We start from the raw sequence: 13,656 nt of genomic DNA, 5'->3' as shown, positions 1-13,656 counted from the left end.
AACCGGGTTTTTAGGTCAAAATTTAACTTCAAGAGCATCCTTACTTCCCTCTTTAGATTGCATTTCTTCAATATCTAATAAATTAACAATCACGCCCGCAATGGGAACGGATAGAAATACGCCTAAAATTCCAGCAATTCTAGCCCCAATCATTAACGAAAAAAACAAAACTACAGGGTTAATATTAACAGAACTTTGCATGATTTTAGGGCCAATAAAATTGTCCTGAATTTGTTGTAAAATCACACTAGCAACCACTACTTTTAACATCACAAACCAACCACTTTGAATTAAAATAATTAAACTGATTGTTAAAATTCCTAAAGTTGCCCCTATTCCTGGGATGAAATCAAATAAGCTGACAATAATAGCTAAAGACAAAGAAAAAGGTATTCCCAGGATACTATAAACGATAAAACTAGATGTTCCCAAGAAAACCGAGAGTAAAAGTTGACCTCTAAAAAAACCTAAAAAACTTCTTTGAACAGCTAAAGAAAACTGATTACGATGGTCATAAGGAATAATTTTTAATAGTAAAAACCATAGCCTTTCCCCATCAATCAGCATAAAAAAGGAAATCACAAAGATAATTACAAATGAAATGAACGCATTCGGTAAAGAAGAAAAAGTACCGACAAGAATACTGCCTAGTGCCACTAAAGATTTATTAAATTCAGCTTCTAGGGGAGCGAGATTAACATTAATTTTACGATATGTTAAAAACTTTTGTAAGTCGTCAAAAGGATTATCTGTTGATGTTAAACTTTGGATGATAAGGTTAAGAAGTTGTTGAAATTGATTAAAAAACATAGTTCCCAAGGCTAATCCGGTCGCAACAACCATAAATAGACTCAGAAATATGACAATTCCTAACGCAAATCCTCGACCTAAATAGCGTTCTAAATATCGCACAGGATAGTTGAGAAAGAAGGCAAAAATAGCGGCTAAGATAAAAGTAAAAAAGATACTTTCAAAATAGTTAAAAATCATAATTAATGCCCATCCAGAGGCAAAAAATAATAAAAACCGCACTAAACCATTAGTGTGAATCCGGTGCCAAAAAGCACTATCCTGAGAATTTGGGGGTAAATTATCCATTAGAACGACTCAATTTTAGCCAACGTTAACATTTTAGCGGATCTTGTTAACTTACAATCGCACTTTCTTGATCGGTTAAATTCTAATTAAATGATCTATCTTTAAAAATAGTCTGTAAATTTTGAGGAAGCAACGATGATTAGACTCAAACTATGGCAATGGATGGTATTGATCACACCGATGGCAATGATTGTGATTTTTTTGCTAACGGCGGCGGGGGTCACGATTCATAATTGGGGAATTAATTGGATTTGGGCGGTATTTACCCTGATTTTTGTGGGTTGGCGTTGGCTATTAGTCCGATGGACTAAACCGATGCTTAAAGAGATGGAAACTATCACCGCTAAATTTAATCAAGAACTAGAATTATCCTTAGATCAATCGAGATTAGAACCTGCTACAAATCCCAATATTACTCAAGTCGAAATAGCCCTACAAGAAATTTTAAAAGCAGCCCAGAATGATCCGCTAATTTGGGAAGAAAGTTCAATTTTTTGGAAACGCTGTCAAGATGTAGTGACAACTGTTGCTAATATTTATCATCCTGAAGTTAAATATCCTCTTTTGAGTATTTATATTCCCCAAGCCTATCAATTAATCCGGGGAACTATGGATGATTTAGATCAATTAATCCAAAAATTATCTCCAGCATTAAATCAAGTTACCGTTGGACAAGCCTATCAAACTTATCAAGTTTATCAGAAATTAGAACCCTCGGCTCGTAAACTTTTAAAAGTTTGGAATTGGGCGCAATGGCTGTTAAATCCAGTATCGGCTTTAGCACGAGTTTCGACTCAAAAAACTACCAATCAAGCCACACAACAATTGTTAGGTAATTTGGGTCAATCTTTGCGAGAAGTGGCTTTGAGAAATTTGTGTTGTCAAGCGATCGCTCTTTATGGTGGAGACACTTTACCCGTAACGGAATTTTCGGTTAATAATCTTTCCTTTCCCCAAGCAAAAACCCAAACTATTAGGGATATTTTAACAACAACAGAACCCGTTAAAACCTTAGAACAAAAACCCGTTAATTTACTCTTAGTTGGACGTACAGGGGCAGGAAAAAGTAGTTTGATCAATACCCTATTTAAAATGGATCAAGCCGTCGTTGATGTCTTACCCAGTACCGAGCAGATTCAAAATTATCAATGGCAAACTGACATCGGAGAAAGCCTCAATTTATGGGATACTCCGGGTTATGAACAGGTGCATCATCCTGAGTTACGAGAACAGGTTTTAGACTATGCAACTAACGCGGATTTATTATTATTAATAACTCCTGCCCTTGACCCAGCTTTGCAGATAGATGTGGATTTTTTACGCGAGATTAAACAGCAGGAATTAGAGTTACCTATTATTACAATTGTCACCCAAGTTGATCGCTTACGTCCTATCCGCGAATGGCAGCCGCCCTATGATTGGCAATGGGGAAATCGTCCCAAGGAAAAATCAATTCGAGAAGCCACAGAATACAGATTAGAACAGTTAGGAGAATATTGCGATCGCGTCTTACCAATTGTTACCCAAGATAGTCAAACCCAGCGCCAACCTTGGGGAGTAGATAGGTTATCAATTGCTATTTTAGAAACGATTAATCCCGCCAAACAAATACGTTTAGCTCGATTTTTACAAAATCAAGAAGCCCAGATTTTAGCAACGGCTAAAATAATTGATCATTATACCTTTCAAATGGCAACAACTCAAGGATTAGCGGCTTTATTAAAAAGTCCAATTCTGAGTTTTATTTCCACCTTAGCCACAGGATCTCCGACTTTAGCATTATTACTCGCAGAAAAAATTCCCGTCGAACAATTGCCCGTGGTAATTGGGAAATTACAGATGGCTTATGACTTGTTTTTATTATTAAATTCAGGAGAGTCTGATTCGATGAATTTTGATTTATTAGTTCTCTGGCCATTACTTTTAGAAAATCACAATCCCTCGGAAAAAAACCCTTGGGCATTTGGTCATGCTTTAGTGGAATATTGGACACAAAAACTAACAATAGAACAAATGCAGCAACGGTTTCAATTTTATTTAAACCAGGGAAAAGTTTAACGAGTTAAACCAAGAGATGTTTCTCCCAAACCATCTGATTTTGAAATATTAGGTCAGGTGGGGAAAAATAATGAGATAATGGGGAAATGTTAAGGTGATCGGACAAATATTATGCAATCTTTTGATTTAACAACATTAATCGCAAGCTGTTATGAACTGCGACAAGACTGGCTTCCATCGCGGTTAGAACAGGTGTATCAACGCGATCGCTTTACGATTTCTTTGGGCTTACGCACCCTAAAAAGTCGAGGCTGGCTTGATATTTCTTGCCATCCCCAAGCAGCCAGAATTTGCATCGGTGATCCTCCTCCTCGCATTCCTGATACCTTTACTTTTAGTGATCAACTCCGTCATCAATTGGCGGGATTAGCATTAGTTGAAATTCGGCAATTTGACCCCTGGGAAAGAGTTTTAGATCTGCAATTTGCCCAACGTCCGGGGGATGATCCCCTCTGGCATTTGTATGTGGAAATTATGGGGAAATATAGTAATATTATTTTAACGGGATCGGACAATATTATTGTAACGGCCGCCCATCAAGTGAATCTACAACAATCGAGTGTTAGACCAATTTTAACTAATCAATTCTATGAACTCCCCCCTAAATTAACCGAACCAATTCCGAGTTTAAATCAAGATCAATCCCTTTGGCAAGAGCGGGTGAGTTTAATTCCCAGTGCGTTAAAACAACAACTATTAAAAAACTATCGAGGTTTAAGTTCTGGGTTAGTTCAAGCAATGATTGAATCCGCGAGTTTAGATCCAACTCAACCCACAAATACGTTAAATTCAGAAGATTGGCATCGGTTATTTCAAAGTTGGCAAACTTGGCTAAAAACCTTAGAAAATAATAGTTTTATTCCTTATAATACCACAAAAGGTTATGATATTATTCCTTGGAATGTAGAAATTATTGCTGAAGTTAAATCGGTTCAAATTTTAATTAATACTTATTATACAAATGAGTTAAATCAACAGGAATTTAACCAACTGCGCCATCAAGTTAGTCAAAAACTTAATAGTGTTTTAAAGAAACTACAAGTTAAAGCAGATCAATTTATTCAAAGGTTACAACAATCCGATGAAGCGGACGATTATCGGGCAAAAGCGGATTTATTAATGGCATTTCTACACGAATGGAAACCGGGAATGAAGGAGATTAAATTACCGGATTTTGAGACGGGAGAACCTGTTAAAATACCCTTAAATCCAGAGAGTAATGCCGTCCAAAACACTCAAAGTTTATATAAACGACATCAAAAGTTAAAACGAGCGAGAATAGCCGTTGAACCCCTACTAAATGCAGTTAAAACCGAAATTAACTATTTAGAACAAGTCGAGTCAGCGATTAGTTTAGTTGAAACCTATCAAACCGCCGAAGATTTACAAACCTTAGCCGAAATTCGAGAGGAATTAATTCAACAAGGTTATATTAATATTCCTAATTATCGTAGTCCTAATTCTACTTTATCAACACAATTCCATCGTTATCAAACCCCGAATCAGATTGAGGTTATAATTGGCAGAAATAATCGTCAAAATGATCAGTTAACCTTTAAACTAGCAACGGATTATGATTTATGGTTTCATACTCAAGAAATCCCCGGAAGTCATGTATTATTAAGATTAAATCCCGGACAGGTTGCTGATGATATTGATTTAAAGTTTACGGCTAATTTAGCAGCCTATTATAGTCGGGCTAGAAATAGTGAACAAGTTCCGGTTATTTATACTAAACCTAAGCACGTTTATAAACCTAAAGGGGCTAAACCTGGGATGGTTATTTATAAACATGAAACCGTAATTTGGGGAAGTCCTAATAATACTACAATAGGTAATGGAAACTGTTCATCTGTATAAAGATTAGCCATTGCTCAACTCTCTACTACATTTATTCTTCTTGTTCTTTTAATGCTTGTTCAATTTCTTCAGAATACGCCTCTGCATAAACCCAAATATTCAACAAATCAGCCGCCGTTAGATGGGGATATAATTGCAAAATTTCTGCATCCGTCGCACCTTGACGGCGTAAACTCACAAATAGCCAAACCGGAAGCCTGGTATTAGCAATACAAGCATCTCCACCTATTACCCCAGGGGTTTTAATAATACCCCGTGAACCATTGCTTAAAGTCTGAGTTAACGCTTGAATCACTTCCGCTTTTTCAATTAGAGTAAGAGACAAAAGTTGAGTTTGGAATTCTGTTAGAGTCATATTAATATAATACAGGCATAGTTAAGGATATTTTATCATTTTTATTCTGTTATCTGTCCTATTTCTCAATGATTTGAGTTAAAATGCGATCGCTTATTCTTCAACAGCCAAATAATCAACCCTCAAAACTACTTCTAAATTAAACGGACATTCATCAGGGAAAACACTAACTTTTAATTGCGTTTCCGTTGTCCCGTCCTGACGTGCATCTTGATAACATTCTGCAAAAATTTCTTGACCATATCCCCTTAAACTAGGGCTATCTTTAAACAAAATTAATAAACGTCGTCGATGCTCAACAATTGTACTCCTCCAACTTCGAGATCGTTGATTCGGTTGATATTTATATTTAAGTAAGTGCATTAACAAAACTGTTAAATTACTTTGAACAGAGCGTTTTTCACTCCTTCCCATACTTTCTAACTCGGCAATTAAATTTTGAAGATCAATCTCTTGAAATTGGTTATGATGTAATTTTTCTATAGTTTTCTGAATCCATAAATAATAATCTTGCTCATAAAGGGTTAAATCACTTGACTCTCTTTGAGATAACTGAGGATTCATAAAAAAATCACCTCTCAACACTCATGTCTTGTATAGTTTAACTTTTTTTGTTAGATGAGGAGCGATCGGTTATAATAAAACTAACCCTGATCCTATTTTATTATTTTTATTGAGATTGAAGGAGGTAGAATAATGGACAAGCCGAAATTCTCCAAAGGTCAAAAAGTTGGTGTTTATGATCCCAAAAGTTTAAGAACCATCTATGAAGTTGATGAAAGATGGTGGACAGGAGCTAGTTGGGTATATAACTTTGTAGATTGTGATACTAAAAAGCCTGTTTGTATTTCTTTTTCTAATCGTGGTTTTACCCGAAGAAATGAACAGGAAGAAAAATGGTTACGTTTGCTTTAAAGTAACTGTTTAGCTAAAATTAAATTATTAGAAGGGTTGAAATAAAAAGCGAGTTACCATTACCGCAAAGCTTACTATAGCAATCCTGCTGAACAGTTTTTTTTAGCTTCTTCCAGTAAGGCAATAATTTGTTCTCTACTAACAGTTGGAAATCCATCTAAAAAATCATCAATAGACTCTCCCGCCTCTAAATAGTCAAATAGCGTTTGTATGGGAACTCTTGTCCCTAGAAATACTGGAGTTCCTCCCATGATTTCAGTAGATATACTAATTATAGATGAATTCTCAGACATGATTTTAGCCTCAAATTAGATTAATTGTTTAAGCATCGCTTATAATTATACTAACTCCATCCCTCCCCTTAACTATGATTCCCATTACCTTAGATGACAATAAACTTAAAGATGCTCTAAAACAGGCGATTCGAGAACTGATTCAAGAGGATCAAAAAATGATTTCTAATTTAATCGTGGAAGTCATAGAAGATATTGCTTTTGAAAATGCGATTAAAGAAGGAGAAACCTCTGAAACAGTTAATCGAGATGAAATTTTTAATCTTTTAAATCCCTATCAAAAAACCGAAAAAAACTTAAAACTTAACGTAACTCTTAAAAAACCATCTGAACAGCAAGTTAAACAAGCACTAGATGAATTTGACCAAGCGGTTAAGCAATTTTTAGAGGAAACAGATATAACACCGGAAGAATTAGCTGAAGCTTTAGATTTAAGTCAACCCTTAAAATGATGCACTTAGTTGTTGATGCTAATATTTTAGTTTCAGAGTTGTTGAGACAACGGGAAAAGAGTTATATCAATGAGCAGGTTAATGTTGACAACTTCTTTGTGTCTTTGTGTCTTGGTGGTAACATTTAAGGCTTGACCATCGTAAACCAGCCAGCGCGACCTGCTATAAGAGTGCGTAGCGCTATAACACATAAAAAGAAACCCGATTTCTTGAAGAAATCAGGTTTATGAAATCACTAATATTTGATCACTAACTAATTGCCAATTTTAGGCGCGGTCACAGATAGGAATTTCCATTTACTCGGTTTAACTTCTGGCTTTTGCGCTAAAGTTGGCACAGAATGACGGATTAATGCCGTTAACTGTGTGGTTGTAGAATCATACATTTGGGTTAATATTTTCGGATATAACCCAATACCAATAATCGGCACTAATAAACAGGCAATGATGAACACTTCTCGCGGTTCAGCATCCACCAATTTTTCATGTTCTACTAACTCTTTATTTTCGGGGCCGTAGAGAATTTCACGCAACATTGAAAGCAGATAAATCGGAGTTAAAACCACTCCAACGGCTGCTAATAAAATCACGATCACTTTAAATGTTGAGTTATAGGCATCACTGGTGGCAAACCCAATAAATACCATTAACTCGGCCACAAATCCACTCATCCCCGGCAATGCTAAGGACGCCATACTGCAAGCTGTCCACATGGCGAAGACCTTTTTCATCTTGATACCAACCCCACCCATTTCATCCAACATTAAGGTATGGGTACGGTCGTAAGTACAGCCGACTAAAAAGAATAAACTCGCCCCAATTAACCCGTGAGAAACCATTTGTAACATCGCTCCACTCATACCAATATCGGTGAAGGATGCCATCCCAATTAACACAAAACCCATGTGGGAAATTGAAGAATAAGCGATTTTCCGTTTCAGGTTTCTTTGGGCAAAAGAAGTGAAGGCGGCATAGACAATATTAACCACCCCTAAAATTACTAAAATTGGAGCAAAAGTCGCATGGGCATCGGGTAACATTCCGACGTTCATTCTTAGTAACGCATATCCCCCCATTTTTAACAGAATTCCTGCTAGTAACATATGGGCGGGAGCGGTGGCTTCTCCGTGGGCATCGGGGAGCCAAGTATGCAGGGGAAAAATTGGTAATTTCACCCCGTAAGCTATTAGGAAACCGCCATATAATAGCAGTTGCAAATTCAGGGGATAGTGTTTGGCTGCGATCGCCTGCATATCAAAGGTGACGGTATCTCCAAAGAATGCCATTGCTAAAGCACCAACTAGGATAAAAAGCGAACCTCCTGCTGTATAAAGAATGAATTTGGTAGCAGCATAGAGGCGTTTTTTTCCACCCCAAATTGACAGAATTAGGTAAACCGGAACTAATTCTAATTCCCAGACTAAAAAGAACAGCAACATATCCTGAACGGCAAATACAGCAATCTGTCCGCCGTACATTAATAACATCAGGAAATAGAATAATTTCGGTTTTAGGGTGACAGGCCAAGCGGCTAAAGTCGCTAAAGTGGTGATAAATCCTGTCAGAATAATTAGGGGCATTGATAACCCATCTGCCCCTACAGACCAATTTAAGTCTATTTGGGGAACCCAAGTATATTTTTCTACGAGTTGTAAACCTGGGGTCTGGAAATCGTATCCCGTATTAAAGGCATAAATGAGGATAGCAAAATTGATTAGTCCCACAATTAAAGCGTACCATCTCACCGTTTTTCCATCTTTATCTGGAATAATTGGGAGCAGTAAGGCGGCGATAATTGGAAATAAGATGGTTATTGTTAGCCAAGGAAAATGTTCCATAGATCAAGCACTGAATGAAGGAATTAAAATTAAGCTACAATCAGTTAGCAGGTCTAACTACTGTTAACTGATAACTGTTAACTGATAACTGTTAACTGATTAATTTACCCAGTAATTCCTGAGAAGACAACGAAGCCGAGAACGGCTACAAATACAATCAGGGCGTAGAATTGGGCGCGACCATTTTCTAGGTATTTTAAGCCTTCTCCCGTGACTAAGGTGACTAACCCGGTAAGGTTAACGGCACCATCGACAACGCGATAGTCTACTTCCATAACTTGTCGGGCTAACCGACGACTACCTCGAACAAATAGCACTTCGTTAATATCATCGAGATACCATTTGTTTTTGGAAAAATTGTAAAGGGCTGGATATTTGGCAGCGATCGCGGCGGGGTCAATTTTACCCGCCAAATACATCAAATAGGCAATACTAATTCCTATTAAAGCAATACCAACGGAACTTCCTGCCATAATCAAAAATTCCGTTAATTCAAATTCAGCCAGATGTTCCTGAACTTGTTTCACACTTTCCCCAGGGGCGTGAATAAACAGTTCAAAAATATTATTAAATGGAGTTCCCACTAACCCAATTAATACCGAAGGAACCGCTAATACCATTAACGGTAAAATCATGGTAACTGGGGACTCATGGGGATCGTGGCTATGGCCGTGATCGTCGCCTTGGGCTAACTCGTCCGGGTTCATGGCTCCAGGGCCAAAGGCAAATTGGGGGCCATTGGCTTCCGTTAACAGATTTTGTTGGATGGTGGTGTCATTACCTCGGAATTTACCTTCAAAGGTCATGAAATACATTCGGAACATATAGAAGGCAGTCATTCCGGCCGTTAACCAACCGACTAACCATAATATCGGGTTAGCAGCAAAGGCATTACTAAGAATTTCATCCTTTGACCAGAAACCAGCAAAGGGGGGAATACCACAAATGGCTAAAGTTCCCACCAGGAAACAAGCGGAGGTGACGGGCATATATTTGCGTAACCCGCCCATCAGACGCATATCTTGGGCCAGAACGGGTTCATGGCCAACCACAGACTCCATGCCGTGAATGACTGAACCCGAACACAGGAATAACATGGCTTTAAAATAGGCGTGGGTCATCAGGTGGAATAGTCCGGCACTGTAGGCCCCCACCCCCATCGCCATTACCATGTAACCCAGTTGGGAAATAGTCGAATAGGCTAACCCTTTTTTAATGTCATTTTGGGTTAGGGCGATAGTGGCCCCCAAGAATGCCGTAAAGCATCCAGTAAAGGCAATAATATTCATCACTATCGGCAACCCCTCAAACACGGGGTACATCCGGGCGACTAAAAACACCCCGGCGGCCACCATCGTAGCGGCGTGAATTAGGGCAGAAATTGGGGTCGGGCCTTCCATGGCGTCGGGAAGCCAAACATGAAGGGGGAATTGGGCCGACTTAGCAACGGGGCCAAGAAAAATCAATACCCCTAATAACGTGGCTAAAATCACGCTCAAGGAACCGGTTTCTACGGCTTGTTCTAGGCGTTCTCCCATGAGGCTAAAATCAAAGGTATTGGTAGCCCAATAGATGCCTAAAATCCCTAAGAGTAAACCAAAGTCCCCAACTCGGTTGGTGACAAAGGCTTTCTGGCAAGCATCGGCGGCGGGTTTGCGGTCGTACCAAAACCCAATTAATAGGTAGGAACACATCCCCACCAGTTCCCAGAAAATATAAACCTGAATTAAGTTCGGGCAAATTACTAGCCCTAACATGGAAGAACTAAATAAACTCAGATAGGCATAAAAGCGTACATATCCGGGGTCATGGGCCATATAACCATCGGTGTAGATCATGACTAGGAAAGCCACCGTTGTCACAATTGCCAGCATCACCGCCGCCAGATGGTCAATGGTATAACCCATTGTTAGTCTAAAGTCTCCGGCCGCTGCCCAGTCAATAATATAGGTGTAGGGAGCGTGACCGTCGAGTTGACTCCAAAGCAGAGCAAAAGATAAGACCATTGATGCCCCTAACGTTGAGACCAGGAAGGTTGAACAAACTTGTCTCAAATTGTTAGTGGCGGTGTTGAAAGAAATTAGCCCGACTCCAACCAAGGTCGCACCTAATAGGGGCAACACGGGAATTAGCCAGGCGTATTGATAGAGAGGTTCCATAACTATGTCAACTTTATAGTTCTTAATGAACTTGCCAAAACTGTTGATAATTTTACCCTACTATGGATTTTGGGCAGATTTTAGAACCCGAAGGACTCACCGAGTCTAGTGTTTTTATGTGCTTTTCAGCAACCGCCAGTTTTACCGCCAGTTTCTCATTATCCGTGTTAGGCGTTGCAACGCCGACACAAACAACCTCGAAAAAGCAGCTTTTATTAGCAACTTTTCCATTGTTATTCGCAATTCAGCAATTTTTTGAGGGAGTAGTTTGGTTAAATTTAGACAACCAATCATCCCGTGTCTATTATATAGGAATCTACGTTTTTTTGGTTTTTGCTACGGCATTTTGGTTGATTATTTGCCCAATCTCAGTTTATTTATTAAGTGTTTTGTTATTTATATTTTTGAACTGGAAAACAGCGTTGCCCCAGGGTTAAAAATCTTTATCTAAAATCTTTTCTCAATGATGAATGAGATTGAGAACAAATCATGCTATCATGGAAATAGTGTTAATTTGGGGCTGTGGCTCAGGTGGATAGAGCAAGCGCCTCCTGAAGAATCGGGCACCATGTGGGGAAACCCCGTGAGTGAATGTGGTCAAACTCAAGGAAGCCTAAGTCTGGAAACCGATAAGGTAATCTTGAGCCAAGCTTTCCCTCTCAACGGGGAAAGAAGGTGCAGAGACTGGCTCTAGGGAATAATAATTTTATTCTTTAGACAAACGGCCACCACCTACGGGCGACACCCGCCTACGGTGAAGGAATAGTCCAGAGAGTGGGGAAACTCACACAAATCTGAAGCGCTAGGTCGGCGGTTCAAATCCGCCCAGTCCCGTTGAATTTTGGCTGAACTATATTTATGAACCCGAATCAACACCTGAGAAAATGGCATCGTACCTTGGCACCTATTGTTTTACTGCCTTTGTTCGTTACCGTTACCACAGGTGTTTTCTATCGGGTCGGGAAAAGTTGGCTGGGACTATCCCGCGACCAAGTTCATCTCCTCATGAGTATCCACGAAGGCGAGTATTTAGGACAAACCTTAGAACCACTTTATGTATTGTTCAATGGTTTGGGCTTGCTCTGGATGTTAGTGACCGGTGGGATTATGGTATTTCAAAAAATTCAACCCTTAAAAAAACTCCAATCTGGGATAGCTCAGGTCAAATCTTTATTTAAGAAGCCATCACTTCATCCCTTAGACGATGAGAAATAATCTTCGCCAATCCGTCAGCCGTTCATACAGGTCAGGGTTTCTGTATTTATTGTATCCTGGTAGAATAGCCGGTGAAATAGGCTAAGATTTGCAAATAATTAATAATGAAACCTCGTCGCACCCGCAGTCAAGACCGGATTCTCACCCAACTCAAAACCATAAAACGATCGGTTTCTGCTCAAGATCTTTATTTGGAGTTGCGGAAAACAAACCAAATGATGGGGTTAGCCACGGTTTATCGCTCTTTGGATGCTTTGAAACGGGAAGGGTTAATTCATGTCCGAACCTTAACAACGGGGGAAGCGGTTTATAGTTGTATGCAGCAAGACGAACATCATCTCACCTGTGTGGAATGCGGACGTTCGATTCCCCTGGATGAATGTCCTGTCCATCACCTAGAAATTGAACTGGAACAATCCCACAATTTTAAAATTTATTACCATACCCTAGAGTTTTTTGGGTTATGCGAGCAATGTAATCAGTAATCAGTAATCAGTAATCAGTAATCAGTAATCGGTTCTATGTGACGAAGACTTTTATAGTTAATTAAAACTAAAAAATACATGACAATTATTTACTATCTCTAAATCAAATAAAATTTCGCACTTTCAGCATGAACTGAGACAATAGAAAAATCCCTTTAAGATTCAGATATTATGAAACCCAAAATTAAAGATCCCGTAGCTTGGCAACAAGCCGAACTCCTGATGCAGCCTGCTTTGATTCGCCTCCTAGACAACATCCGTAAACAATTAGACGAATCTATCTGGACAGGAAGTTATCAGGAAGTCCAAGATCCTTTCCCTGGATATCGGTTAGAATTAGAGCATAATGGTCAGCACGTTAGTGTCGATATTTGGGAATTGTGTTATCAGATCTGTTTTCAAAACTATTACCTGACCCATACTACCCAAGAAAGTTTTGAGGTTGAAATTGATATAAGTTTAATTGATCAAGAAATAGGAGATATAAATTGGCAGAACCTAGAAAATAAAACTCGTAAAATTATTCAAGACTTATTTGCTCATTTGCCCTCAGACGCTCCCCATTCTTGATCTTAATTCTCTATACTCATCAATGTTGAAAAAAAATTTAATCTCCTGACTCCCACCATGATTTCAGAATTACAGAATTTACAAGCCTCTATGGGGGCCATTTTTGGAACCTTAAACACAGGCGAAAGCGTTCCCATGAGTTTTGGCAATCAGGCTGAGGCTATCACCGCCACAAAACAGGGTGTTGCGATCTATGATCGGTCTTACTGGGGACTATTAAAAATTTCGGGAGCAGATCGACTCCGATTTTTACATAATCAAAGCACCAATTCCATTCAGAGTTTCAAACCCGGAGAAGGTTGTGATACCGTATTTGTCACTTCTACGGCTCGAACTCTTGATTTAGCAACAGCTTTGAT

General features: G+C 38.9%; 15 protein-coding genes (1 of these 15 running past the window's edge). 9 read left to right on the top strand and 6 right to left on the bottom strand.

The window, feature by feature from the left end:
- Window positions 1-15: 15 nt before the first annotated feature.
- Window positions 16-1,098 (bottom strand): AI-2E family transporter, encoded by a 1,083-nt coding sequence (locus NMG88_RS08545; protein ID WP_254035318.1) that lies wholly within the window; start codon window positions 1,096-1,098, stop codon window positions 16-18.
- 135 nt (window positions 1,099-1,233) lie between these two features.
- Between NMG88_RS08545 and NMG88_RS08540 the strand changes: the two genes are divergently transcribed.
- Both NMG88_RS08540 and NMG88_RS08535 read left to right on the top strand, forming a co-directional pair.
- Window positions 1,234-3,156, top strand: a complete 1,923-nt coding sequence (locus NMG88_RS08540) for a GTPase family protein (RefSeq protein ID WP_227364929.1) — start codon at window positions 1,234-1,236, stop codon at window positions 3,154-3,156.
- Window positions 3,157-3,267: 111 nt separating this feature from the next.
- Window positions 3,268-5,016: an Rqc2 family fibronectin-binding protein gene (locus tag NMG88_RS08535; protein ID WP_254035317.1), complete on the top strand. Its 1,749-nt coding sequence runs from the start codon at window positions 3,268-3,270 to the stop codon at window positions 5,014-5,016.
- 31 nt (window positions 5,017-5,047) lie between these two features.
- Here NMG88_RS08535 and NMG88_RS08530 read toward each other — a convergent pair whose 3' ends face one another.
- Complete coding sequence (locus NMG88_RS08530) at window positions 5,048-5,371, bottom strand: DUF433 domain-containing protein (RefSeq protein ID WP_254035316.1); 324 nt, start codon at window positions 5,369-5,371, stop codon at window positions 5,048-5,050.
- A 93-nt stretch (window positions 5,372-5,464) separates the two neighbouring features.
- On the bottom strand, window positions 5,465-5,935 hold the full coding sequence (locus tag NMG88_RS08525) for a DUF29 domain-containing protein (RefSeq protein ID WP_026786260.1): 471 nt from the start codon (window positions 5,933-5,935) through the stop codon (window positions 5,465-5,467).
- Between the two features lie 132 nt (window positions 5,936-6,067).
- Here NMG88_RS08525 and NMG88_RS08520 point away from each other — a divergent pair, with 132 nt between their 5' ends.
- Entirely contained in the window at window positions 6,068-6,286 is a 219-nt protein-coding gene (locus NMG88_RS08520; protein WP_026786261.1) for a hypothetical protein, read from the top strand.
- A gap of 74 nt (window positions 6,287-6,360) precedes the next feature.
- Here the strand turns inward: NMG88_RS08520 and NMG88_RS08515 are convergent, their stop codons facing one another.
- Entirely contained in the window at window positions 6,361-6,579 is a 219-nt protein-coding gene (locus NMG88_RS08515) for a DUF433 domain-containing protein (RefSeq protein WP_026786262.1), read from the bottom strand.
- A 74-nt stretch (window positions 6,580-6,653) separates the two neighbouring features.
- Here NMG88_RS08515 and NMG88_RS08510 point away from each other — a divergent pair, with 74 nt between their 5' ends.
- Window positions 6,654-7,031, top strand: a complete 378-nt coding sequence (locus NMG88_RS08510) for a hypothetical protein (RefSeq protein ID WP_071782919.1) — start codon at window positions 6,654-6,656, stop codon at window positions 7,029-7,031.
- Between the two features lie 253 nt (window positions 7,032-7,284).
- On the opposite strand, the gene ndhD1 is transcribed toward NMG88_RS08510, so the two are convergent.
- Window positions 7,285-8,868: a photosynthetic/respiratory NAD(P)H-quinone oxidoreductase subunit D1 gene (gene ndhD1 / locus NMG88_RS08505; RefSeq protein WP_254035315.1), complete on the bottom strand. Its 1,584-nt coding sequence runs from the start codon at window positions 8,866-8,868 to the stop codon at window positions 7,285-7,287.
- A 104-nt stretch (window positions 8,869-8,972) separates the two neighbouring features.
- Window positions 8,973-11,027, bottom strand: coding sequence for an NAD(P)H-quinone oxidoreductase subunit 5 (locus tag NMG88_RS08500; protein ID WP_042155928.1), 2,055 nt, complete (start codon window positions 11,025-11,027; stop codon window positions 8,973-8,975).
- 62 nt (window positions 11,028-11,089) lie between these two features.
- On the opposite strand from NMG88_RS08500, the gene NMG88_RS22665 reads away from it, so the two are divergent.
- The 5 genes from NMG88_RS22665 to ygfZ form a co-directional block, all read left to right on the top strand.
- Window positions 11,090-11,464, top strand: a complete 375-nt coding sequence (locus NMG88_RS22665) for a DUF6629 family protein (RefSeq protein WP_235753017.1) — start codon at window positions 11,090-11,092, stop codon at window positions 11,462-11,464.
- 460 nt (window positions 11,465-11,924) lie between these two features.
- Complete coding sequence (locus NMG88_RS08495) at window positions 11,925-12,242, top strand: hypothetical protein (RefSeq protein ID WP_026786265.1); 318 nt, start codon at window positions 11,925-11,927, stop codon at window positions 12,240-12,242.
- 104 nt (window positions 12,243-12,346) lie between these two features.
- Window positions 12,347-12,727, top strand: a complete 381-nt coding sequence (locus NMG88_RS08490) for a Fur family transcriptional regulator (RefSeq protein WP_042155931.1) — start codon at window positions 12,347-12,349, stop codon at window positions 12,725-12,727.
- 171 nt (window positions 12,728-12,898) lie between these two features.
- Window positions 12,899-13,297, top strand: a complete 399-nt coding sequence (locus NMG88_RS08485) for a hypothetical protein (protein WP_026786267.1) — start codon at window positions 12,899-12,901, stop codon at window positions 13,295-13,297.
- A 57-nt stretch (window positions 13,298-13,354) separates the two neighbouring features.
- Window positions 13,355-13,656, top strand: the beginning of a protein-coding gene (gene ygfZ, locus NMG88_RS08480; RefSeq protein WP_042155936.1) for a CAF17-like 4Fe-4S cluster assembly/insertion protein YgfZ. It continues 757 nt past the right edge of the window; the window shows 302 of its 1,059 coding nt (coding positions 1-302); its start codon is at window positions 13,355-13,357; its stop codon lies off the right edge, out of view.

The organism is Planktothrix agardhii (genome assembly GCF_904830935.1).
Lineage (GTDB): Bacteria > Cyanobacteriota > Cyanobacteriia > Cyanobacteriales > Microcoleaceae > Planktothrix > Planktothrix agardhii.
The sequence above is the reverse complement of the archived record's forward strand: the minus strand, read 5'-3'. Positions and strand labels throughout refer to the sequence as shown.

Coding starts and splice junctions, on each gene's coding strand:
- NMG88_RS08500 (WP_042155928.1), bottom strand. CDS start 11,027: ATGGAACCTCTCTATCAATACGCCTGGCTAATTCCCGTGTTGCCCCTA.
- NMG88_RS08490 (WP_042155931.1), top strand. CDS start 12,347: ATGAAACCTCGTCGCACCCGCAGTCAAGACCGGATTCTCACCCAACTC.
- NMG88_RS08545 (WP_254035318.1), bottom strand. CDS start 1,098: ATGGATAATTTACCCCCAAATTCTCAGGATAGTGCTTTTTGGCACCGG.
- NMG88_RS08520 (WP_026786261.1), top strand. CDS start 6,068: ATGGACAAGCCGAAATTCTCCAAAGGTCAAAAAGTTGGTGTTTATGAT.
- NMG88_RS08530 (WP_254035316.1), bottom strand. CDS start 5,371: ATGACTCTAACAGAATTCCAAACTCAACTTTTGTCTCTTACTCTAATT.
- NMG88_RS08485 (WP_026786267.1), top strand. CDS start 12,899: ATGAAACCCAAAATTAAAGATCCCGTAGCTTGGCAACAAGCCGAACTC.
- NMG88_RS08510 (WP_071782919.1), top strand. CDS start 6,654: ATGATTCCCATTACCTTAGATGACAATAAACTTAAAGATGCTCTAAAA.
- ndhD1 (WP_254035315.1), bottom strand. CDS start 8,868: ATGGAACATTTTCCTTGGCTAACAATAACCATCTTATTTCCAATTATC.
- NMG88_RS08540 (WP_227364929.1), top strand. CDS start 1,234: ATGATTAGACTCAAACTATGGCAATGGATGGTATTGATCACACCGATG.
- NMG88_RS08515 (WP_026786262.1), bottom strand. CDS start 6,579: ATGTCTGAGAATTCATCTATAATTAGTATATCTACTGAAATCATGGGA.
- NMG88_RS08525 (WP_026786260.1), bottom strand. CDS start 5,935: ATGAATCCTCAGTTATCTCAAAGAGAGTCAAGTGATTTAACCCTTTAT.
- NMG88_RS08535 (WP_254035317.1), top strand. CDS start 3,268: ATGCAATCTTTTGATTTAACAACATTAATCGCAAGCTGTTATGAACTG.
- NMG88_RS22665 (WP_235753017.1), top strand. CDS start 11,090: ATGGATTTTGGGCAGATTTTAGAACCCGAAGGACTCACCGAGTCTAGT.